This is a genomic window from Schaalia sp. Marseille-Q2122, from assembly GCF_903645355.1.
GTDB lineage: Bacteria > Actinomycetota > Actinomycetes > Actinomycetales > Actinomycetaceae > Pauljensenia.
On record NZ_CAHJXR010000003.1, the window covers coordinates 74,905 to 98,262 of the forward strand.

General features: G+C 63.0%; 16 protein-coding genes and 1 pseudogene. 7 read left to right on the plus strand and 10 right to left on the minus strand.

Annotated features, from left to right (window positions below):
- Positions 1-54: 54 nt before the first annotated feature.
- Positions 55-2,764 (plus strand): annotated as a pseudogene (ppdK, locus tag HWX48_RS02850) (pyruvate, phosphate dikinase).
- Positions 2,765-3,292: 528 nt separating this feature from the next.
- On the opposite strand, the gene HWX48_RS02855 reads toward ppdK, so the two are convergent.
- Entirely contained in the window at positions 3,293-4,624 is a 1,332-nt protein-coding gene (locus tag HWX48_RS02855; protein ID WP_175954495.1) for an O-acetylhomoserine aminocarboxypropyltransferase/cysteine synthase family protein, read from the minus strand.
- 38 nt (positions 4,625-4,662) lie between these two features.
- Here HWX48_RS02855 and HWX48_RS02860 point away from each other — a divergent pair, with 38 nt between their 5' ends.
- Complete coding sequence (locus HWX48_RS02860; protein WP_175954497.1) at positions 4,663-4,809, plus strand: hypothetical protein; 147 nt, start codon at positions 4,663-4,665, stop codon at positions 4,807-4,809.
- A 513-nt stretch (positions 4,810-5,322) separates the two neighbouring features.
- Here the strand turns inward: HWX48_RS02860 and HWX48_RS02865 are convergent.
- Complete coding sequence (locus HWX48_RS02865; protein ID WP_175954500.1) at positions 5,323-6,135, minus strand: hypothetical protein; 813 nt, start codon at positions 6,133-6,135, stop codon at positions 5,323-5,325.
- Complete coding sequence (locus HWX48_RS02870; protein WP_254872955.1) at positions 6,132-6,800, minus strand: DUF6318 family protein; 669 nt, start codon at positions 6,798-6,800, stop codon at positions 6,132-6,134. The genes HWX48_RS02865 and HWX48_RS02870 overlap by 4 nt, the downstream gene beginning before the upstream one ends.
- 1,259 nt (positions 6,801-8,059) lie before the next feature.
- Between HWX48_RS02870 and HWX48_RS02875 the strand changes: the two genes are divergently transcribed.
- Genes HWX48_RS02875 through HWX48_RS11180 form a run of 3 tightly spaced genes read left to right on the plus strand, consistent with a single transcriptional unit; the run spans position 8,060 to position 11,126 of the window.
- The gene (locus HWX48_RS02875; RefSeq protein ID WP_175954503.1) at positions 8,060-8,284 is read left to right on the plus strand and encodes a FeoA family protein; all 225 of its coding nucleotides are present in this window, start codon (positions 8,060-8,062) and stop codon (positions 8,282-8,284) included.
- Complete coding sequence (gene feoB / locus HWX48_RS02880; protein WP_175954505.1) at positions 8,281-10,500, plus strand: ferrous iron transport protein B; 2,220 nt, start codon at positions 8,281-8,283, stop codon at positions 10,498-10,500. Before HWX48_RS02875 ends, feoB begins: the two co-directional genes overlap by 4 nt.
- On the plus strand, positions 10,452-11,126 hold the full coding sequence (locus tag HWX48_RS11180; protein WP_254872932.1) for a hypothetical protein: 675 nt from the start codon (positions 10,452-10,454) through the stop codon (positions 11,124-11,126). The genes feoB and HWX48_RS11180 overlap by 49 nt, the downstream gene beginning before the upstream one ends.
- A gap of 135 nt (positions 11,127-11,261) precedes the next feature.
- On the opposite strand, the gene HWX48_RS02890 is transcribed toward HWX48_RS11180, so the two are convergent.
- From HWX48_RS02890 to HWX48_RS11395, 7 genes are all read right to left on the minus strand, one after another.
- Positions 11,262-11,720 (minus strand): GNAT family N-acetyltransferase, encoded by a 459-nt coding sequence (locus HWX48_RS02890; RefSeq protein WP_175954507.1) that lies wholly within the window; start codon positions 11,718-11,720, stop codon positions 11,262-11,264.
- Positions 11,721-11,836: 116 nt separating this feature from the next.
- On the minus strand, positions 11,837-13,621 hold the full coding sequence (locus HWX48_RS11185) for a S1C family serine protease (RefSeq protein WP_254872933.1): 1,785 nt from the start codon (positions 13,619-13,621) through the stop codon (positions 11,837-11,839).
- An 88-nt stretch (positions 13,622-13,709) separates the two neighbouring features.
- Entirely contained in the window at positions 13,710-15,683 is a 1,974-nt protein-coding gene (gene menD, locus HWX48_RS11190; RefSeq protein WP_254872934.1) for a 2-succinyl-5-enolpyruvyl-6-hydroxy-3-cyclohexene-1-carboxylate synthase, read from the minus strand.
- 77 nt (positions 15,684-15,760) lie between these two features.
- Entirely contained in the window at positions 15,761-17,002 is a 1,242-nt protein-coding gene (locus tag HWX48_RS02915; protein ID WP_254872935.1) for an o-succinylbenzoate synthase, read from the minus strand.
- Entirely contained in the window at positions 16,999-17,754 is a 756-nt protein-coding gene (locus HWX48_RS02920; protein WP_175954509.1) for an HD domain-containing protein, read from the minus strand. The genes HWX48_RS02915 and HWX48_RS02920 overlap by 4 nt, the downstream gene beginning before the upstream one ends.
- Before the next feature lie 159 nt (positions 17,755-17,913).
- On the minus strand, positions 17,914-20,421 hold the full coding sequence (locus HWX48_RS02930; protein ID WP_254872936.1) for a beta-galactosidase: 2,508 nt from the start codon (positions 20,419-20,421) through the stop codon (positions 17,914-17,916).
- 261 nt (positions 20,422-20,682) lie between these two features.
- Positions 20,683-20,910 (minus strand): transposase, encoded by a 228-nt coding sequence (locus HWX48_RS11395; RefSeq protein WP_175954511.1) that lies wholly within the window; start codon positions 20,908-20,910, stop codon positions 20,683-20,685.
- A gap of 282 nt (positions 20,911-21,192) precedes the next feature.
- Here HWX48_RS11395 and HWX48_RS02940 point away from each other — a divergent pair, with 282 nt between their 5' ends.
- Positions 21,193-22,296: a hypothetical protein gene (locus HWX48_RS02940; protein ID WP_175954513.1), complete on the plus strand. Its 1,104-nt coding sequence runs from the start codon at positions 21,193-21,195 to the stop codon at positions 22,294-22,296.
- A gap of 78 nt (positions 22,297-22,374) precedes the next feature.
- Complete coding sequence (locus HWX48_RS02945) at positions 22,375-23,355, plus strand: 1,4-dihydroxy-2-naphthoyl-CoA synthase (protein ID WP_175954516.1); 981 nt, start codon at positions 22,375-22,377, stop codon at positions 23,353-23,355.
- Positions 23,356-23,358: the final 3 nt, after the last annotated feature.

The window sequence follows — 23,358 nt, forward strand, 5'->3', positions numbered from 1 at the left end:
ATCGACGTGCCCAAAGAAGGGCCGATATCGAAAATCTGAAGGAAGAGGGCCTCAATGGTCAAGTACGTGTACGACTTCTCCGAGGGTGACAAGTCCCAGAAGGACCTGCTCGGCGGTAAGGGTGCCAACCTGGCAGAAATGACGAAGCTCGGGCTGCCCGTGCCTCCCGGTTACACCATCTCCACCGAAGCCTGCCGCGCCTACCTGCGCGAAGGCGTTGTCCCCGAAACCCTCGCCACCGAGGTCACCGCTGCACTGCGCAACGTTGAGGACAAGATGGGCCGCCACCTCGGCGACGCCACCAACCCTCTCCTCGTCTCCGTCCGATCCGGCGCCAAGTTCTCCATGCCCGGCATGATGGAAACCGTCCTCAACATCGGCCTCAACGACCAGTCCGTCGCAGGCCTGGCTGAAGCCTCCGGCAACGAGCGCTTCGCATGGGACTCCTACCGCCGCCTCATCCAGATGTTCGGCAAGACCGTGCTCGACATCGAAGGCGACCTCTTCTCCGACGCCCTCGACGCGCTGAAGAAGGAACGCGGCATCACCGCCGACACCGACCTCGCCGCCGAAGACCTGCGCGGCCTCGTCGAAACCTACAAGGCCATCGTCAAGGCCGAAAAGGGCATGGACTTCCCGCAGGACCCCCGCGCCCAGCTTGACATGGCCACCGAGGCCGTCTTCCGCTCCTGGAACACCGAGCGCGCCCACATCTACCGCCGTCGCGAGCGCATCCCCCACGACCTCGGCACCGCCGTCAACGTCCAGACCATGGTGTTTGGCAACATGGGCGACGGCTCCGGCACCGGCGTGTGCTTCACCCGTGACCCCTCCACCGGCCACTCCGGCGTGTACGGCGACTACCTCGAGAACGCTCAGGGCGAGGACGTCGTTGCCGGTATCCGCAACACCCTGCCCCTGTCCGCTCTCGAAGAGCTGGACAAGAAGTCCTACGACGAACTGCGCGGCATCATGCGCAAGCTCGAAACCCACTACCGCGACCTGTGCGACATTGAGTTCACCGTTGAGCGCGGCAAACTGTGGATGCTCCAGACCCGCGTGGGCAAGCGCACCGCCGCCGCCGCCTTCCGCGTCGCCATCCAGCTTGTCGACGAGAAGCTCATCACCATGGATGAAGCCCTCAACCGCGTGACCGGCGACCAGCTGACCCAGCTCATGTTCCCGCAGTTCGACGCCGCAGCCTCCAAGGAGCTCGTCGCCCGCGGTATGGCCGCATCCCCCGGCGCAGCCGTCGGCGTCATCGTCTTCGACAACGCTCAGGCCGAGGCCGCCGCCGCTGAAGGCCGCAAGTGCGTCCTCGTCCGCCGCGAAACCAACCCCGACGACCTGCCCGGCATGGTTGCCGCTGAAGGCGTGCTCACCGCCCGCGGTGGTAAGACCTCCCACGCAGCCGTCGTCGCCCGCGGCATGGGCAAGACCTGCGTCTGCGGTGCCGAGGCCCTGCAGATCGACGCCGAGGCCGGCACCGTCACCATCGGCGACCGCGTCCTGACCGCCAACGACACCATCGCCATCGATGGCCAGACCGGCGAGGTCTTCTTCGGCGAGGTTCCCGTCACCGACTCCCCCGTCACCACCTACCTGGCTGGCGGCCTGGAGGCTGGCATCGCCGCCGCTGAAGGCGATGAAGGCACCACCGAACTCATCGAGGCAGTCCACAAGCTCCTCACCCACGCTGACTCCGTGCGTCGCCTGCGCGTGCGCGCCAACGCCGACACTCCCGAAGACTCCCAGCGTGCGCTGGACTTCGGCGCTGAGGGTATCGGTCTGTGCCGCACCGAGCACATGTTCCTCGGCGATCGTCGCCCGCTCGTTGAGCGCGTGATCCTCTCCGAAGAGGGCTCCACCGAGCGTCAGGAAGCCTTCGACGCCCTCGAGAAGCTGCAGAAGGAAGACTTCCTGCAGATGCTGGACGTCATGGACGGCAAGGCCATGACCGTGCGCCTCATCGACCCGCCGCTGCACGAGTTCCTCCCCTCCCTGTCCTCCCTCGAGGTCAAGGTGGCTCTGGCGAAGGCCGCCGGTGGGGCTGACCCCGCCGACGAGGAGATGCTCGCCACCGTGCGCCGCTTCCACGAAGAAAACCCCATGCTGGGTCTGCGCGGCGTCCGCCTGGGCATCTACCTGCCCGGCCTCTTCGCCCTGCAGATGCGCGCACTGTGCGAGGCTGCCGCCGAGCTCGTCGCCCAGGGCAAGGATCCCCGCCCCGAAATCATGGTGCCCCTGGTTGGCTCCATCCGCGAGCTGCAGCTCATCCGCGCTGAAGGCGAAGCCATCATCGCTGAAGTTGCCGCTGAAAAGGGCGTTGACCTGTCCAAGGTCACCATCGGCGCCATGATCGAGCTGCCCCGCGCAGCCATGACCGCTGAGGACCTCGCCACCGAGGCTGACTTCTTCTCCTTCGGCACCAACGACCTCACCCAGACCGTGTGGGGCTTCTCGCGTGACGACGTTGAAGGCGTCTTCTTCCCGCAGTACATTGAGGCCGGCATCTTCGGCACCTCGCCCTTCGAGTCCATCGACGTTCACGGCGTTGGCACCGTTGTGGCCGAGGGCGTGCGCCGCGCTCGCTCCACCAAGGGCGACATCAAGCTCGGTGTCTGTGGTGAGCACGGCGGCGACCCGCTGTCCATCCACTTCTTCCACAATGTTGGCCTGGACTACGTGTCCTGCTCTCCCTTCCGCGTGCCCGTCGCATCTGGAGGCTGGCCGCGTGGCAGTGGAGTCCAAGGTTTCCGAGTGAAGCTGTGTTGGCTGACGGTAGGGCCGCTTTGAGGCCCTGCTGAACTGAATGCCTGTGGGGAGGGCGCTGGGTGGCGCTTCACAGGCGTTGTTGGTGGGGATGTTGTGGTGGGGTGGGTGGTCTGAGGCGGTGGCCTGGGGTGGGGTGGTCGGGGGTGGGGTGGTGAAATGGGAGGGGCGTTGTAGTTTTTGGGGGTTATGCGGTGGGGAAAGTGCAACGCGGTGTGTATTTCTGGGGTTTTGCGCGATTGGCGAGGTCGGTGGCCTGGGGCAGAGGTCTGGGGTGGGGTGGTCGGGGTGGGGTGGCCGGGGTGGGGTGGTGAAATGGGAGGGGCGTTGTAGTTTTTGGGGGTTATGCGGTGGGGAAAGTGCAACGCGGTGTGAAAATCTGAGCAGAAGGCCGACAAGACCTGCCTCTGCCGGTTGGAGATTGGCTGGTTAGGGGTATGCGGCAGAGGTTGAGCATACGCAAGGGGGCCGTGTGTGCGCACCGCACACACGGCCCCCCGCAGCCTGAGCAAGCTATCTGTTAGGGCAGAGAGCCTGCAGCGGCGAAGCCCTTCTCCAGGTCAGCCAGAATGTCAGCAATATTCTCAATGCCGATCGACAGGCGCACGGTGCCACCCGAAATACCTGCGGCAACCAGTTCAGCCTCGGACAGCTGAGAGTGCGTGGTAGAGGCCGGGTGAATCACCAGAGACTTGGTGTCACCGATATTGGCCACCGTGGGCAGCAGCTCCAGAGCGTTGGCGAAAGCCTTACCAGCCTCGGCGCCCCCCTTAATGACAAAGGACAGCAGGCCGCCCGCACCCAGGGGTGCGTACTTCTGAGCAAAGGCGTAGTGCGGCGAGGACTCCAGGCCCGCGTAGGCCACAGACTCAACCTGAGCGTGAGCCTCGAGGAACTTCGCCACCGCCAGAGCGTTATCCGCGTGACGCTGCACGCGCAACGACAGGGTCTGAATGCCCTGCTCCAGCAGGAAGGCATTGAAGGGCGACAGAGCAAAGCCCATGTCTCGCTGAATCACAGTGCGGGCGCGCAGGATGAACGCAAGGTTGACGCCGAAGACGCCCTCGGCCCCCAAATCGCGGCCAAAGACAATGCCGTTGTATGAGGCATCGGGCTGGTTAAACAGGGGGAAACGTTCAGGCTGAGCAGTCCAGTCGAAGTTACCCGAGTCGATAACGACGCCAGCGATGGAGTTGCCATGACCACCCAGGTACTTCGTGGCCGAGTGAATGACTATGTCGGCGCCCCACTCAATCGGGCGCACCAGGTAGGGGGTGGCCACAGTGTTGTCCACGATCAGCGGCACGCCGATGGCGTGGGCGGCCTCGGCAATGGGCTCAATGTCCAAGATATCGCCGCGAGGGTTGGGGATGGTCTCGCCGAAGAAAGCGACGGTGCGATCGTCGGCCAGCGAGGTCCACGCGTCAATGTCACGCGGGTCGGAAACGAAGCGGGTCTCGATGCCCAGGCGCCCAAGGGTCGACTTCAGCAGGGAGACGGAACCTCCGTAGAGCGAGGGCGATGCCACGACATTGTCGCCAGTCTGTGCCAGAGTGAGGATCGCCAGGGTAATGGCGGCCTGCCCGGAGGAAACGACGAGGGCGCCGACGCCGCCTTCGAGTGCGCTAATGCGGTTTTCGAGGGCGTCGAGGGTGGGGTTGCCCAGGCGAGTGTAGATCGGGCCGAGCTCTTGGAGGGCGAAGCGTGCGGCGGCCTGCTCGGCGCTGTCGAAGGCGTAGGAGGCAGTCTGGTGGATGGGCAGGGCGGTTGCGCCGGTTGCGGCGTCGCGGTCCCAGCCTGCGTGGATCTGCTTGGTTTCGAAGGACCAGTTGTCGGCGTTTGCGGTGGACATGACATCTCCTTTGCGGGTCATCCACCCGCTGTTGTGACGTGAACACCACCTACGCTAGTGGCCTGGCCCACGAGGCCGGGCGGGTGTTTGCATGGTGGAAGAGTGTAACGGGGGTGCCGGTGGCCATCCCCTTGACGATTGTCGAGGCCGACGCCGTTGCTGAGGCCTGTGCAAAGGCTGAGTGAGGGTGCGGCGTGTGTGGTGGGCGTTAGCTGCCTGCGCTGGTACTGCTACTGGTGTCGGTATCTCCCGGGTGTACTGGTGACGCATGGTTGTACTGCTGGCGCCGGGTTGCGCTGGTAGCGCCGGGCCCGGCGCAACGCGATCGACCATGCGCAGCCAGTGCAACCAGGAGTAACTGGTGCAGGTTGCGTCCGGTGCAGGTTTGGGCTGAGGAGTTTCACGGGTGTCGTCTGGTTGTACCGGGGCTTTCTTGTTGCACTGGTAGTGCCGGGTTGCACTGGTAGCGCCGGGCCCGGCGCAACACGATCGACCACGCGTCACCGGTGCAACTAGGAGTAACTGGTGCAGGTGGCGCCCGAAGCAACTGGGAGTGATCAGTGCAGGTTGCGCCCGAAGTAGACAGGCGCCACCCCGTGCAACCACAGGCGCCTAGTGCTGTGAGGGGATTGTGCTGTGCTTGGGCGCCTGCCTGGTGGTGTGGCTGGGTGTCCTGCTGGGGAGAGTGGTTGGGGGTGTTATCTGCCTTTGAGTTCTTCGGCGGTGTCGGTCAGGTAGCCCTTGGCTTTGCGGACTTCGAAAGGTTGGGAGGTTTCGCGGGTGGTGAGGGCGTTGTTGAGGGTGATGACCTGCCCGGTGGTGGGGTGGGTGATGTGGGCGCTCCAGATGGTTTCTAGGGTGATGGTTTGGGTGGGGAAGGGCTGGTGGTAGATGTGGCGTAGGCGGCTGATGGGGAAGGGGCCTGATGGGTCGGTGGTCACCAGTGGGGCTGAGCCGTCGTTGAAGGTGTAGGTGTAGGAGGAGGCGGTGAAGGTGATGTGGATGGGGTGGCTGAGGAGTTCCACGGTTGTTTCGCGTGTGGGGTGGGTGGCGTGGACGAGGGTGGGGACGCCGACGTAGGCGCGGATGTGGGGTTGGACTTTCAGGCCTGCGCCTTCGATTTTTGTCAGGGCGAGGGCCCGGTAGGCGAGTTCTCCTGCGGGGAGGGTGTTGATGGTTTCTTCAGCTGGTGGGGTCTCGGGGTAGCAGGCAAGGGGGGTGCGAGGGATGTTGGCGAAGAAGCCATCGCAGGATTGGGCGGGCGTGGCCTGAGGATCAACACCCCACCCCTGCCATAACTGTCCAGGCACAGGAGGCTCAACAGGCGCAGGAGCAATCAAGCCAGACATGCCCAGCGCCAAGGTGGAGTTATCCAGCACCTCGGTGGTGAGGGTAGAGGTGTCGGCACTTGGAGGTGGAGGGTCTGAAGGGGAGGGAATAACGATGGAGTTTGGTAATGAGAGGACAAGGAGTGCGAGTAGGCCTGTGGTGGCAATGGATGCAGATGTCATTCTTCGCTTCCCAACGCCTGGGCTGCATAAACCTTCCAAGTGTCTCCATCGAGGAAAACTTGGACCTGGAAACGGGTGTCGAGAAGGTCTTTTTCGACGATCTCTTTCCCGGTGTAGTGAGTATGCGGATCTTGGCTGAGATCCATAAAAATGTTCCAGTATCCGGGGTGGTCGGGAATGGGCATGGCATCTTCTGTGCGGATGATGGCGATGCGTGCTCCTTGAATCCACCCTCCGGCTTGGGTGCGGGCGTCTGTGGTGTCGGCAATGTGAGCGCACCAGGCGCATTCGGGGCCGGAAATGCTGCGAAGGAGTTCGGTGTTGCCGGTTTGCCAGGTGTATTCGACGACGTGGATGAAGTATTGGGCGAAGGCTTTGGCGCCGTTCTTGTCGGGGGCTTGAGCAAGGTCGGATGGGGTGGGGGCCTCGTAGGTCTTATCTGCGTCAGGATTGATGAGTTTGCCGTCGGCACCCACCTCGAAGCCTGCTGACATGGCGGTGTCGGTTTTGCGGGTGGGAGTTGATTGGCTGAAGTCCCATCCTGGGTAGGCCTCGGACATGCTCATGACCTCAGGCTCGCTCGTGCAAGCAGTGAGGGAGAGGGAGGCGGTTAGGAGGGCTGTGGCGAGTGTGAGAGTTTTCTTTGATGAGTTCAACCAGTTCATGTGTGTCACGCTACAGCCTTGCCTGGTGGTTGTGGTGGCGATTGGGAAAACTGTGGATAACTCGCGCCATTGTCCATGTGTATCCCAGGTGTTTCTCATGGTTCTTTCAGCGGGCGGTGGCTGTGGGGCGAGAGCGCGGTGGAGCTGTGGGCGGTGCCTGTATGTGGGGCTGCGGGTCTGGACCTCGTCGGGTGGATGAGGTGGCGGGCGTGTGTCTGCTGCGTGCGAAGGCTAGGGGTGTCACTGGTGTTGTCTTGTTGCACTGCTGGCGCTGGGTTGCACTGGTAATGCCGGGCCCGGCGCAACACGATCGACCAGGCGCAACCAGTGCAACCAGGAGTAACTGGTGCAGGCGAGGCGCGCTGCAACCAAGAGTGTGCAGTACAACCAAGAGCGTGCAGTGCAACCAGGAGTAACTGCTGCAAGCGGCGCCCGAAGCAGAAAGGCGCCACCCAGTGCAACCACAGGCACTCTAGTGCCGTAAGGGGATTGGGCGGCGAGTGGGGCTGGGCTGGGAATGCAGGGTGTATTTAGCGATGGAGCTGTGGGTACTGCCTGCATGTGGAGCTGCGGTCCCGCACCTGCTGCAACAGACGCGGGGCCAAGTGGGTGCTGCCTGCATGTGGAGCTGCGGGTGGATGAGGTGGCGGGCGTGTGTCTGCTGCGGGCGAAGGCTGGGGGCGTCACTGGTGTTGTCTTGTTGACTGCTGGCTCCGGGTTGCACTGGTAACGCCGGGCCCAGCGCAACACGATCGACCATGCGCAACCAGTACAACCAGGAGTAACTGGTGCAGGCGGCGCCCGCTGCAACCAAGAGTGTGCGGAGCGACCAGGCGCAACCAGTACAACCAGGAGTAACTGGTGCAGGCGGCGCCCGCTGCAACCAAGAGTGTGTAGTACAACCAAGAGTGTGCAGTGCAGCTGTGGTAGCCCGGTATGACTATGGGAAGCCCAGGGCAATGATGCGGTGCAGGCGCTCAGTGGATGGATGTGGGCGTCTGGAGGGTTGGCTGCCCCTTCTCTTCGAAGATGTCACATTTTCGGGTAGGCGAAAGCAGAGGCAACTGTTTGTATGTCGAGGCTGTTGTGTTCCTCTGCTTAGGCCGAGGATGTGGGGGATGTGAGGACACCTCCACGCTATCTGACAGTCTAAAGGAGGACTGTCATATAGTTTCGGCGCGTCGAATCGTTGGAATAAGGCGAAAAAATGGTTACAAAGGTCCCGCTTCAAGGCATTAGGGCTTACTAAACTCCCTTACATGCTGCTCGCTAAATGTCCCGTGAATGTGCGCGCGAGATTGACCAAGATTGACGTCGATCCCGCCTATCAACTCCGTCTCCAAGAACTCGGCCTGCGTCCCGGCGCCGAGTTCTTTTTGACGAATCGCGCTGCTTTTGGCGGCGTCGTCATTAATATTGCTGGCACCCGCGTCGCCGTTGATCGGCGCTCTGCTGGCCGAATCCAAGTGGAGGTGGCCCAATGAGCTGCTCAAAGTGCGGACCCGGAACCCCTGACCAGGGGCCACTCCTCGTCGAAGAAACCGCCGACGGCAAGAAGGTCGAACCCACCATCCTCATCGTGGGCAACCCCAACGTTGGTAAATCCACCCTCTTTAACGCTATTACCGGCGCCCGACAGGCCGTCGTCAACGCCCCCGGCACCACCGTCGAGGTCATGCGCGGCCGCTGGGGAAGCCTCGGTGCGCGCATCCTCGACATGCCCGGCACCTACTCGCTCATCGCCAACTCTCCCGACGAGCAGGTCGTTGTCGACACTCTCGCTGGCGCCCCAGGATCTTTCACCGACCCCGCACGAGGCCAGGGCGTTGACCTCGTCCTCGTGGTCCTGGACGCCACGGCGATCACCCGTTCCCTGTACCTGCTTGGCCAGGTCGCCCGCACCGGCCGCCCCGTCGCCGCTGTCGTCACCCTCAATGATGTGCAAGAACACGACACCGGCAAGCGCGTGGACGTCTCTGCCCTTTCGCGCACTCTGGGCATCCCGGTCATGTCCATCGACCCGCGCTCCAAGAAGGGCATTGAGGGCCTGGATGACATGGTGGCGGCCGCCTTGCGCACCCGCCCTCGCGTGACCGGCATCGTGCCTGACCCTCGCGCGCCCGGATACAACCACACGGCCGCCCTCGCCGCAGCCTCTCGTGGACATCGCGAGGTCGACCCGCTTGACCTGACTGCCGTTGACAGTTGCTCCACGGGGCCCTGCGGATGCGGTCAGGAGGCCATGAACTGTGCCGAGGTGCCCGACTCCTCGGCAGCCGCAGCCGCCGCCCTCGCCGCAGATGAGTCTGGAGGGCGTGACTCTATGGCGGAGGCCGACGAAATCTTCCACTGGGTGGAGGCTGTCGAGGACGGCGCCTTCGGTGCGCGTGCTGACGCCGCCACCCTCTCGACCTCGGATAAGGTCGACCGTCTGCTGCTGCACCCGATCGTGGGCATCCCGGTGTTCTTCGCGCTCATGTGGCTGCTGTTCAAGGCCGCCGCCGAATGGGTGGGGCCGCTGCAGGACTTCTTTGACGGGCTGTTCACCTCGACCGACGAGGGCGCCTTCTCGCTGGCGAACCTGATTAATGCGGGCCTGGTGGCGGTGGGTGCTGACGGAGGCTGGCTGCAAGCATTCCTTGTCGATGGCCTGGCCACCGGCCTGGGGGTTGTCGCCTCTTTCTTGCCCCTCATGTTCGTCATCTTCCTCATGATTGCGATCCTGGAAGACTCGGGTTACATGGCGCGCGCGGCCTTCCTCGGCGACCGCGTCATGCGACTGATCGGCTTGGATGGACGCGTCATTATGCCCCTGATCATGGGCTTTGGCTGTAACCTACCCTCCCTGGCAGCGACCCGCACCCTGCCTAGCACGAAGCAGCGTCTGGTGACGACGCTCATCATTCCCTACACCTCTTGCGCTGCGCGCCTGAGCATCTACCTGATGATTGCTCGCATCTTCTTCCCGGATAATGCGGGCACCGTTGTTTTTGCCATGTATGTCATGTCGATCATTATGGTGATTATTGGTGCGCTGGTGCTCAAGCCCTTCATTACGAAGGGTGAGTCTCAGGCTCCCCTGATGCTGGTGTTGCCGCCCTACCAGGTGCCGCGCGTGCTGGTGATCCTGAAGAACACGTGGATGCGCGCGTGGTCCTTCGTTGAGGGTGCGGGCAAGATCATTGTCATTATGACGATCATTGTGTGGCTGATGTCGGCCATTCCGGTGACTTCGAAGCACTCCTTTGCTGATGAGATTCCCATGGAGGAATCCCTCTACGGGGCGACCGCCATGGCTCTTGAGCCTGTCTTTGCTCCTGCTGGCTTTGGCGAGTGGCACATGACGGGTGCGCTGATGACCGGCTTCGTCGCGAAGGAAACGGTGATTTCCTCGATCGTCTTGTCCTACAACCTGGATCCTGAGGTGGATGGCGGCGACGCTGAGGATGCTGGCGAGGACCTGGGTTCTCTGCCTGAGTTGGTCACGCAGTCTTTCGAGAAGTCGGCGGGCGATGCTGCGCCCTTGGCGGCCTTTGCCTTCCTCATGTTCGTCTTGACTTACACGCCGTGCTTGGCGACGGTCGCCGAGCAGGCGCGTCAGATTGGCGGGCGTATTACTGCCTTGTCGGTGGTGGTGCAGTTGGCAGCTGCGTGGATTTTGGCGGTGGCGATCTTCCAGATCGGACGCTTGTTCTTGTGACGCCTTCAGCGTTGCGTTCTGCGTGGAGGAGGTTCGTTTCGGGCCTCCTCCACGCGGGGCGTTTACCGCAGGACGAGGCTCCCGCCGGGGCTGGGTTCGTGGAGAAGGACGAGGCTCCCGCCGGGGCTGGGTTCGTGGAGAAGGACGAGGCTCCCGCCGGGGCTGGGTTCGTGGACGGGACCGGGGCTGCTGCTGTGCAGGAGAGTGCCACTGCGCCAGTCGGTGCTGCTGGCTGTGGATGCCAGCTTGGAGAGGGGAAAGCCGAAGGTAAATCCCCAGGCAAGAACTCTGAGCAGCAGGAAGCCTCGTGCTGCTCACCAGTGAGCGGCGGAGGATCAAACGCTCCGATCTTAGCTTCGAGGAGGACTCCATCTCGCCCTCCAGGCGCACGCCAAAAGCTCTACGTTGCCCTCCGCAGGGGCGCGACCCTCAACGCTGCGGCTGCTCAAGCTGGTGTTGATCTAGCCTATGCGGAGATCATGTGCGATGAGATGAAGCGCCAGGGCCTGCTTGACCGGGCTGAAAGCTTGTGCGCTTCAGGCCTGGGAGCCTGTGGAGGTGGAACCTCTGATGAGGTGAAGATTCACTGCGCGGGCTGTCCGATCTTGCCGTTGAAAGCTTCTTAGCCTGCCCGCTCAGGCCGGTGCCCCAGGCCTTACGCCTGGGGCACCGGCCGTTGAGCTGTAAGCAGTGATTCGCCTGTTGGGCTGTGCGGCTGACGCAGTTTGTGCACCTGAAGCAGGCTTGTGCGCCGAAGCAGGCTACATGGCTGAAGTGGGCACTGCCGCAGAAGAGACTGACCGGCTGAAATGGTAGGAGCTAATCCGATACCCGGCTCGGAAATACAGGCGATGCGCATCCTGGCGCTCAGCCTGCACGCCAGAATCCAGATGAATCTGAGTAATGCCTAGGCGTTGGGCTTCCTCCACAATCCACTCCAACAGCAGTGAAGCCGCTCCTTTGCCGCGTGCTTCGGGCAGGGTGGAGAGGTCGTCAATGTAGAGGTGCTCACCCCAGGCAAGGTTGCGCCCAAGGCGCAAGCCCGCCACGGCGATGGCCTCGTCAGAGGTGTCATCAAAGACGCCCAGCAAACGGTAGCCCTGCTGCATCTGCGCCGCGACCAGCGTGGGGAAGGAATCGGCGCTCAGGGCCGGGCGCAGTGCGCGCATAGCGGCGAAACCGAGTGCGCAGTCAAGAGCGGTGAGTTCGCGAATGTGCATGGCATCCTCTCGAAGATTGTCGACAGAAAAATAGTCGCACCTGGTGGTAAAAACAGGGGCTTAAAACGCCTTATTTTTACCACCAGGTGCGACCAAAATTCAGGTGCGCTCAGGCATCACTTCGCTTGGAGCGTCACCTCAACCTCGGAGCTCTTACCACCACGAATGTAGGTGATGGTCACCGTGTCTCCCGCGCTGTAGCGGCGGATGAAACCCGACAGGGACTTGGCGGAAGTCACCATCGACCCGTCAACGTGAGTGATGGCGTCACCGACTTGCAGGCCCGCCTGCTCTGCTGCGCCACCGGGGACGAGCTCTTCAATGCGGGCGCTGACGTAGGTCGTTCCGTCAGATTCAACGGCGGCGGTGGAAATGTTCACGCCCAAGATTGCGTGCGCGACGGTGCCGGTGGCGATGAGCTGATCGGCAACGTTTCGCACCAGATCCACCGGAATGGCAAAGCCCAGACCAATCGAGCCGGCCGTATCCGAAGAGTTCTGCGTCAGCGAGGCAATGGAAGAGTTAATGCCGATCACCGAACCGGCCGCGTCAAAGAGAGGCCCGCCGGAGTTGCCGGGGTTAATCGAGGCGTCCACCTGGATCGCGTTGGTCACTACAGACTCGGTGGCATTCGCATTGGGGTCGAGTTGGCCGAAAGGATCGTTCGGATCGAATTGGCGCTGGGACTTGGCCTGCACTGACACGGGCCGGTCAAGGGCAGAAATAATGCCGGTGGTGACGGTGTTGGACAGGCCCAGGGGCGAGCCGATCGCCATCACGTGGGAGCCGACCGTGAGGTTCGCGGAGGAGCCAAATTGAGCAACCGCGAGATCCGACGGGGGGTTGGTCAGGCGGATGACGGCAAGGTCAGTGCTGGGGTCGGTGCCAACGATGGTGGCCTCGTAGAGGCGTCCGTCTTTGAGGGTCACTTGGATGCGGCCTTGGCTGTTGACGGCGGGCATGATGACGTGATGGTTGGTGACGATGGTGCCGTCATCAGCGTAGATGACGCCCGAGCCGACTCCGGATTCGGTGGGGGCGGTGACGTGAATGGTGACGACCGTGGGGGAGACGGCTGCGGCAATGGCTTGCCAGTCAATGGTTGCGCCGCCGTTTGTGGTCGGCGTGGTGGTGGGGGCGGGGGCAGCGGTGTTTGACGAGGCCGACGCCGTTCCTGCAGTTCGGGGGACGAGGTACTTCCACAGGCCGTACATGCCGCCCATGCTTAGCGCTGCGGTGAGGAGCATGGCGAGCAGGAGGGTGCCCAGGCCAACGCCCTTGCGCTGACGGGGCTGCTCAGCGTGGGCAGGCGTGGGTGCGGGGAAGGTGGGGAAGGGGGGTGCTGCCACCCGCGCGTCCGCATGTGGTTCCAGTCGAGTGCCTGCTGCATGCTGCGGCGCCGGGGTAGAGAATGTCGCAGTAGAGGGCGCCGGGGTAGAAGGGGTCGGGGTTGAAGGCGCCGGGGTAGAGAATGCCGCAGTAGAGGGCGCTGGGGCAGAGAACGCCGCAGTAGAAGGGGCCGGGGTTGAATGTGCTGGGGCCGAAAAGGCCGAGGGGGAAGCCGCTGGAGCTGCGTCGGAGCGGACTGCCTGTGCCGGATCTGCCTGTGCCGGTCCTGCCTGTGCGGGCGCAGTGAAGGGTGAGGCGGCCTGCGTGGGAGCGGTCCAGCGAGTCTCTGCTGCGGGCGCAGGCCACGGGGAGGCGATGGGATCCAGTGGAGCGGTGTGATCAGTGGATGTCAGGGCATCGTCGGCGGGTTCCATTGAGTGTTCGGGCTGGGGTGCCTCTGTGGGGGTTGCCTCTGGCTCGGGAAGAGGAGTCTCGCGCGGCTCATCGGGTGTGGGCAGCGGCGGAATAGTGGAGCGGTTTTCCTTGTTTTCGTTAAAGGGTAACTCGGTCATCAATCCTTCTTTCATATGCGCAATGCTGACATTGTGCGGCGGAGCTTTCGTGGATTCCTGAAGCTCTGCTGAATGTTTGCTGAAAGCGTTAGGGGTGGGTGAGGCAGCCCTTCACCCACTTCAGCTCCTGGCGCGCATCCTCAATGACAACATGGACGATCTCCATGCCACGAGGCCGTCGCCCGCAGTGTTCGCGCAAATCGGCAGCGTTCTTCGGGCGGTAGTAGGAGGCTCCATAGGCGCGGGCAAGATCCTCCACCGACACATCCTGAGGCGTCCCAAACCAGCGCTCAAACACCTCCGCATACTCGGGGCGGCCATGCTCAAGGGAGGCAAAAATCCCGCCACCATGATCATCCACCACAACGATCTGCACATCGGGAATGACCTCGCCCGGAGCGACCGACAAAGCAGAGACGTCATGGAAGAAAGCTAGATCCCCCAGCATGACACGCACCGGCTCACCCGACCCCCAGGCCAAACCCATGGCCGTGGCAAGGGTGCCATCAATGCCGGCAAGCCCCCGGTTTGCGCACACGCGCGCACGGCCTCGCCCTCGTGCGACAAGGTCCACTGCGCGCACGGAATTCGACGCACCCAGGAGCAGGGTCGAGGCCTCGCTCGTCCACACGGCCTCCGCCACCGTCAGCAGAGACAGCGCCTGCGAAGGCGCAGCGGCCCTCGCCTCAAAGCGGCGGCCAACCTCCTCAGCGGCGGCTCGCCACGCAGGAAGCCATGCAGCATCCGCATGCGGACCCAATGGGGCCGCCAGGGAGGCGCACACAATATCGGCCTGACCAGCGACATCAGGCCACTGCTCATGCGCGTGCTCAACAATGATGCGCACATCCGCGCGAGCCAGCAGAGCCGACACCGGCCGAGAGAGCGTCGGTCGGCCCGTCACCACCACCTGCTCAATCAAGGCAATGGAGGAAAACTCAGCCGAACTCGGGGCTGCGCTGAGAGCCCCACCGGCAATCGCCGTCAACAGCGTCTGCTGGTGAGGAACCCACGCAGCTGAGAGCGTCACATTACTCGACGGCTCAGCTAGCAGCGGTACCCCCGCGATCTCTGCCCACGAGGCCGCCTGCGGATTCGCCCCATCCCCCGCGACAATGAGCGTCCGCAAGGAGAGGTCCACCACCTGCTCCCAGGGGAGGGCGGTGGGGGCGGTGCGCAGAACCTGCGGGCCAGTGGCACAGGCAGCGTGGAAGTCGAGCGCCTCAGGCACCAAAGGATCACGGAAGCCCACGTTGACATGCACCGGCCCAGGCCGTCCCGTCGGCGCGCCCAGCGCAGCCGCGCAGGCTCGAGCGACCATCGCATCCAAACGAGCATCGGCCGCAGTACCAGCAGGAATATCCCAGGTTGCACGCACATGGGAGCCAAAAATCCCCACCTGAGCCGTCGTCTGGGAGGCTCCGACATCACGCATCTCAAAAGGACGATCCGCGCTGATAACAATCAGTGGAAGGTCAGAATGGGACGCCTCAGCAACGCCGGCGTGGAACTCGGCAACGGCGCCGCCGGAGGTGCACATGAGGGCCACAGGACGAGGGCGCCGCCCATGGTGCAGGGAAGACCCAGGGTGGAGGGAAGGCGCAGGGTGCAGGGAAGACCCAGGGTGGAGGGAAGGCGCAGGGTGCAGGGAAGACCCAGGGTGGAGGGAAGGCGCAGGGTGCAGGGAAGGCCCAGGGCGCCGCGCGGGGGACGGGGCTGCGGCAGGCTGAGCGGCCGACGCTGCACCGCAGGCCGGTTCAGAATGACAGGCCAGCGCGGCCTGGCCGTCGGACTTGGCCTCGGAGGCGGCGGCCTCCACCTCCAGCGGATCCAAGGCGCCCGCCCTCGACAAACCAACAGCAACAAAGGCGGCCGCACGCTCATCCAGGCGCACATGACAACGAAGCGAACCTGCAGCCTCAGCCTCGGCCAACGCGTAAGCGAAGGGTGCCGAACGCGAACCGGGACAATAGACCACGTCACGCACACCTTGTGCGCGCAACGCGCGCACAAGCGCGCGGGCTAGAAGAATCGACGAAGACTCAGCGACGGACACACTCACACTGCCTTTCCACCGGCGCACCAGCGCCACACGTCTCCCAATCTATACCCCCAGCCACCCCGCAGAATGTAGCGGGCTTAGGCGGCCCCCATGACATCACACATCGCCTCAAGCCGAGCCAACCAGCGCGTCAAACACTCCTGCGCCACCGGCACGCGGTCAATGAGATCCTCATCGGGGCACACCTCGCGCACCCCCAAGAACCCATTCACCGGCAGCAGAGGAGAAGCACACACATCAGCCGCCAGGAGCTGCGAGGTCGCCAAACCACAGGCGTAGGGAAGATCCGGCAAAGCAGCGGCCAGTGCCACGCCCTGCGCCAAACCCACCGAGGAATCCACCGCCGAAGACACCACCACATCCAAGCCCGTCTCCGCGGCAATCGCCAGCGCGCGCTCCACCCCACCTAGAGGTGCAACCTTCACCACCGCAATATCGGCAGCCTCCGCGCGCACCACCGCCAGGGGATCCTCCGCGCGGCGAATCGACTCATCGGCAGCGATGGGAATATCACAGCTGCGGCGTAACCTCGCCAACTCATCCACCGTCGCACAGGGCTGCTCGGCATATTCCAAGCCGCCCACAGCCTCAGCCGCACGGTCCAACTCCTCCAACGCCGTGCGCGCCTGATCCACATCCCAGGCGCCATTGACATCCACCCGCAAGCGTGGGCGGGGCAGATTCGCCATCGCCCGCAAAGCCGCAGGTCCCGCCATTGAGGACACGTCCCGCAAAGGCCGGGCAATCTCAGCTAAAGCCTGCGCGGCAGCCTCCACGCGCGCGCAATCCTCCGCCAGACTCACCCCAGGGTCAGCCACCTTCACCTTCGCTGTTAAACACCCATCCGAATTGAGGACGCGCTCGCGGGTTACCGCCGGTGAACACACAGGGATCGTGACATTGACTGGGATGCGCTCACGCAGGGGGGTGGGGGAGGGACGAAGGGCTGAACGCAATGCGGAACGGAGCCAGACGGAGGCCTCGTGGGGCGCATAATCCCAAAACGGGGCGGCTTCGGCCCACCCGTGGGGGCCGCGCAGCAGCAGACCGTCACGCACCGTCACCCCACGAAAACGCATCCGCATGGGCGTGGAATACACGAGGAGGCGGTCAATGCCCTCCAGGGTGCGCTGCACGGTGGTGGGAAGGGAATCAAGCGGCACTTCGCTGAGTTGCAGACCAGAGCCCGACGAGGGCGGCGGAACGGGCGTGCGCTCCCCCGAGGGCGTCGAGTGCGTCGGCAGGGAGGTCACGCCGGGGGGCGCAGCGTGGATTCCACGCAGGTCCGTGCGGTTAGAACTCAGAAGGAAGGCATTCACAGTTCTTTATTCTCTCCCGAAACAGCACTGCGCTGCTCGCGCAGTTCAACAATAAAGTGACGGTGCAGGGGCGGGACGTGAACCAGGGGGCACACGTGCTCGGAGGCGCCCTCGCCGTAGGTGCCGAGGTGACCGGTCATCCGATCGAGGACGGCCGTGAAGTCCGCGTACTTCTTATTGAGGCGAATCTGGGTGGCGCGGTCGAGTTCAGAGCGGCGAATGGGGCAGGTGTTGTCAGCCAGATCTGCTCGTTTGACGCATACCGCGTCGGCGTCGAGGAGTCGCTGAATGTAGTCCTCGGAGGATTCACCCTCACGTTTAGTCATCGCATCAACCATGCACACGACGTGTTCAGAAAAGCCCAGATCCCCCAGGATGTCGGCTGTCACCCAGGTGTCTTCGATGGTGTCGTGCAGCCAGCCAGCGGCGACGATTTCCGGCGAGTAGCCCTGTTCTTTGAGCAGGTGGGCGACCCTTCGCGGGTGGTCAATGTAGTCTTTGCCGACCTTATCGAGCTGGTTGCGGTGCGCTTCGCGGGCGACGATCTCGGCCGCGACGTCAGGGGACTCGGCGGCGAGGGCGTGCGCGCGCAGCTGGTCGAGGACGTCTGCCCGTGGTGGGGGCGGGTCGGAGGGAGCTGTCGCCCCGGAGGAGGCGGCAGGGTTGGTGCCGACTGAGGGCGCCGCGGGGGCGTGCGAGGGCGCCGCGGGGGCGTGCGAGGGGAGCGTGGAGGAGGCCGTGGGGGTGTCCATCCTGTGCCTCCTTCCGCTACGCACGTTCCAATGTCTCTCTCACTGTCTATTGTCCGCCTCGGGGGCGCAGCTTTCTACAGGGCGGGTCAGAATTGTCTCCCTTCTGCCGATTAGCTCGCCCTCCACCCGATCTTGCCGTGGGATTGTCGCAGGCGCGGGCTACTTGCCGGTGGCCTCGACAACCACTGCCGAACGCGGTGCCACCACCACGTGTCCCGTGCATTGGGCTCCGGTGAGCAGATCGGTGCCGATTACGCCGGAGAGCTCCGCAGCCCGATCGGAGTGGTTGACAATGAAGGTCACCGTACCGCGCTTCACAGCCTCCACACCATCAGGCAAGGCCGGAATGGTTGGGCGCACGCGCGCATAAGCGCACAGCACCGTCAGGAGTGCCTGGCGGGTGACAGCATCACAGTCGGTGGCCGCATACCAGGCGGCGCCTCCACCCTGCACAGCGGCCCGAGTGATGGCCGCGTTCCCGACCATGTCGGCGCCGCCACCGCGACCGTCAAAAGCGGCAATGACCTCGGCGGACGAGGCTTCAACGGTGGTGGCTGAGGCTGCAAGCCCGTCGACAGTGGCGGCTGTAGCGGCTGCGGTGCCAGGCTGTGGCCAGAGCGCAAAATGCGCAGGAGCCTGCACAATGCCCCCTGTTCCAGTCTGGCCTGGGTTCTGTTGGGCGCCGCCAGCCGAGGCGCCACTGTAGGGGCGGACATCCTCCACCCAGCGTCCACCTCGTAAATCGGGGGCGGGCTTGCCCAAAGCGTCGCGGGCGCGCAGAAGCGGAGCTGCCAGCGGCTCCAACCCCACCCACTCTTCGGCTGCGGGCGTGCTCACCGCGCGCGAAATACGGGCCGTCAGGGCGTCGCGGTCGCTCAGCGGATTCACCGGCCCCGTCAGCGCCGCATGCTCCACCACCTGCACGCCCAGCACACTCCGCCACGACCCCAGGTAGCCGCCCAGCTTCGCACCCAGCGTCGAATCAACGACGCCACTCGGACCCGTCACCAGCACCTGAGCACCACGCGCCACCGCCCGCTCGCAGGCGCGCGTGAAATCCGGATAGTCAATAAAAAGCGCGGGCACAATCACCAGCGAGTAGGCATCCAGCGCATCCTCAACACCAATAATGTCGGCGGTAATCCCCGCCTCCCACAGGCTGCGATGCCAGGCGCGCGCCTGCGAGAAAGGCTCATCCTCAGCCGCCGGGCCAATGGAAGCCCGCCGCGCCCACTCCGACTCCCAATCGACAACGATCCCCACCTGCGACACCACGCGCTGATCGGCCGCGCGACCCAGGCGCGCCAGGGCCTCGCCTGTGTCCGTCACTGCCTGCCAGGTCGGGCTCAGGCGCCCAGCGTGAGGCACCATCCCCGAATGGAAAGCCTCCGAGCCGCGCGCGGATTGACGCCACTGGAACTGCAGGGCACCCTGGGAGCCGCGCGCCACAGAGCACAGCGACCACAGCAGGAAATTCCCAGGACGCTTAGGGGAGTTGCGCGGACGCCACTGCACGGCCGAGGGTGCCTGCTCCATGAGCAGCCAGTTATCGCCGCCCGCCAGGCCGCGCATGAGGTCCCCATTCCAGGCGATCTCCCATGCGGCGGCCGGGTCAGCCGGATCAGGGTAGAGGTCATTGGTAATGATGTCCAGGTGCTCGGCCCACGCCCGGTAGTTCAGCCACGGGAAGGACCCCATGAAATTCGTCGTAACCGGCAGGGGTGAGTGGGCGCGGATTGCTGCGGCTTCTTCGGCCATCATGGAGCGAAGTTGCGCGTCGCAGAAACGACGCCAATCCAGCACCTGGCTGGGGTTGCGGAAGGTTGGCATGGCGCCGGGTGGTGTGACCTGCTCAAAGGTCGTGTAGGTCTGCGACCAAAACGCCGTGCCCCACGCGGTGTTGAGGGCATCGATGCTGGCGTAACGGGCACTCAGCCAGGAGCGGAACGCTTCGGAGCAGGTCGCGCAGAAGCACTCGCGGACGTGGCAGCCGTACTCGTTGCCGATATGCCACATGACCACGCCCGGATGGTCCCCAAAACGCTGGGCGAGGGCGGCGGCGAGCGCACGGTTGCGCTCGCGCAGGTAGGGGGAGCTGAGGCAGGTGTGCTGGCGTGAGCCGAACCCCAGGCGCACGCCCTCGGCGCTGACGGGAAGGATCTCGGGGTGCTCGTGGGCCATCCACGCCGGCGGCGAGGCCGTGCCCGTGGCCAGGTCAACGTAGATGCCGTGCTCGTAGAGGCGGTCGATAATGCTGGCCAGCCACTCAAAGTCGTAGTGGCCCTCGCGCGGTTCTAGGCGGGCCCAGGAGAAGATGCCCAGGCTGACGAGGTTCACCTTCGCCTCCATCATGAGGGCAAGATCCTCGTCGAAGGTGGTGCTTTGCCAGCGAACGGAAGGGGAGGGGGCAACGGTGGAGGGCGTGTTGGTGGGAGGGACGGCGTCGGCCTCGTGAATCGACGTGGTGGGAGTTTCCGGAAGGGCAGGCCAGTTGCGTGCGTCCACCCACTGTTCGGGGTTGTAGTCGCCGCCGTAGGCCAGTCCACCCAGACGCTCAACAAGGCGAGCAGCGGCGGAGAGCGTGCCTGAAGGCTCGGCGCTCGACGGTGAGGCAGTGCTATGTGAGGCAGCGTGAGTTGAGGCAGGAGAGGCTGGCACAGAAGTCATGCTCCCAGCATATCTTCCTGTTGAGGCGGCCTCTCTAAGTGAATGTCGGGTGATGTTAGGGCGTATCGCACCTGAGACTCAGCCTTTTCTCACTTGCTGCAGAGCTTCAAGGGCGGCTGCGGAGTCTATGTCGTAGAGACCGTTCTCGATAGCATCCCGTGTCAGCGCATTGAGAAGCTCATGTTGCCTCTTGCGTTGGCGAGTTAGTCGCTGGGGAAGCGCTCAGGGTGGTAGAGGGAAGGTTCGTCGAATGCATGGTCCCTACAGGGGGGGGCACTTTCGATGACTTCGGAGACATGCTGGAGCGTGGGGTTCCCTGAGTAACCGCAAGAGTTTTAAAGTGGCCTGCGCGCTGGGGAAAATGCCACGGGTCCTAACGATCTTTCGTAGCCGATAGTTCAACGATTCGATCCCGTGGATGCTGTAGATGACCTGCTGAACGGTACGCGCAAAGGTCAAGAAGAACCTGCTGAAAGTGGCATTGAACATGGCATTCCCTTGCGGACGGAAGGCGTGACAACTGCTGTCATATGAAAGATATTAGGCCTCTACCAGTACATATCTTCAAGGTCATTATGTAACTAAACCTTCGTCGGGGTGAAGTCAATCACAGCAAGAGTCCTTGCTGGTCGGATTGGCCTCAGTGTTAGCCGCAACTGCATAAAATAGGCGAACGGGGTCGAAGTATATCGGCACCACGGAGCTGGGAGAACTTTTGGAGATTCTTCAGTGAAGCATCGAATAGTTTATTGGCTGGCAATTGGACTGTCTTTGGCCTCAATTCTTTCATTTTTATTGCGTGAATACCTGGAGATTGAATCGCGCTTTACGTTCTACGTATTGTTTTGCTCTGTGATTGTTCTGAACGTAGCAGAATGGCTACTTCGTCGTCGCGTGGAAAATTCTGAATCTATAGGGGGTCGCAGTCATAAAAATGCAGCCCGAGAGGAGAAGCGATATTCTTGGCGAATTGATATTCTTTATAAATTGCTGACTCTCGCTCTGGCGGCCGTGCCCATTTTTCTAATGGACTCTCCTGAGAGTGTTCAAGCGCCTATTGCGACTCCAGAAAGTGTGCAGCAATCTGATGTTACGATGAAGGAAAAGGGTGATTCTGTGAGGAAGAGCTCTGGGCAAGATTCTGTGCAGCCAGTGCAGATAAGAACAATAAAAGGAGGCTATCTTCCAGCGGGTATCGGTTGCCCCTTGCCAAATGATCTTCGGGATGAGGTTAACCTGATGCTGAGGGTGTACTGGTGGTGCCATGCGCCAGCCTACACGGAAGAGGGATATTCTGACCCTAACCAGTTTCAGTTGAAGGTGCGCTTGGGAATTGAAAATGGCCTTTCCTCAAAGCGTGATGTATCAATATCGATTGATCGGCCAAGTGCTATCCGGTTATTGATTCCATGTTTGACAGATAGTCTTGATTGGCGTCCTCCGCCATTAACTCGCGAAGCAGGTGATAGTCCGACATGCGTTCTGGTTGACGACCAGAATGTCTGGGCTATCCCCCCAGATGTTAATGATGATTTGATTAAACTTGCAGATGGGAGTGGTTATAACCACATCAGCCATTGGCATCCCGAGTATCTTGGGCAGGATGACATGATTCTCAGTCCCGGCGAAAGAATCGGTGATGATTCAAAAGCTGATGGCCTGACCTCTGCGGCAGATTTAAGTGAGCGAGGGAATATTTATACCGATCTTGTTTTTACGGTACCGGGCATGACGGATTCCACGCCGCTTTATGGTATTGCCATATTTGATACTGCTGGTTCTGACGATCCCGCTAAATGGAGCCTGATTGCGCTTTGTGAGCAGGAGAAAGGCTGTTTCAATGAGCGAAACAAGGCTGCGCCGAGCATGTTTTAGGGCTCCCCTATCTCATAGAAAATCTCGCCCCATGGGGTCCTGACCCCTGCCCCGCTTGAAACGCGTACCCTTGAAGGTATGAGCGTTCTTCCCTTTGTCTCCGACACTTTCGACCCCTCGCGTTGGCGTGAAGTAGAGGGCTTCACCCTCTCTGACATCACCTACCACCGGGGCATCTCCCGCGGGGAAGAACTCGACGGCCGCCCGGCCGGGGCTGACATGCCCGTTGTGCGCATCGCCTTTGACCGCCCCGACATCCGCAACGCCTTCCGGCCCCTCACCGTCGACGAGCTCTACCGCTGCCTCGATCACGCGCGCATGACCAGCGACGTCGCAGCCGTGATCCTCACCGGCAACGGCCCCTCACCCAAGGACGGCGGCTACTCCTTCTGCTCGGGCGGCGACCAGCGCATCCGAGGCGCCGCAGGCTACCAGTACGAGGTCGAAGGCGCCGACGCAGACGCCGACACCGCCCAGCGCCGCGAACAGGTTGATCCCGCCCGCGCCGGACGCCTCCACATTCTTGAGGTTCAGCGCCTCATCCGCACCATGCCCAAGGTCGTCATCGCCGCCATCCCCGGCTGGGCAGCAGGCGGAGGACACAGCCTCAATGTCGTAGCCGACATGTCGGTGGCCTCCATCGAACACGCGGCCTTCATGCAAACCGACGCCAATGTGGGCTCCTTCGACGCCGGCTACGGCTCAGCATTGTTGGCCCGCCAGATTGGCGACAAACGCGCCCGCGAGATCTTCTTCCTCGCTGAACGCTACGACGCCCAGACCGCTGAACGCTGGGGCGTGGTCAACCGCGCCGTGCCCCACGCCGAACTGGAAAACACCGCCCTGGACTGGGCGCGCACCATCGCCCGCAAGTCGCCGCAGGCCATCCGCATGCTCAAGTTTGCCTTCAACCTCGCTGACGATGGCCTGGCTGGCCAGCAGGTCTTCGCCGGCGAGGCCACCCGCATGGCCTACATGACCGCAGAAGCGCAGGAAGGCCGCGATGCCTTCCTTGCACGCCGCGAACCCGACTGGTCCGACTACCCCTATTACTTCTAGGGC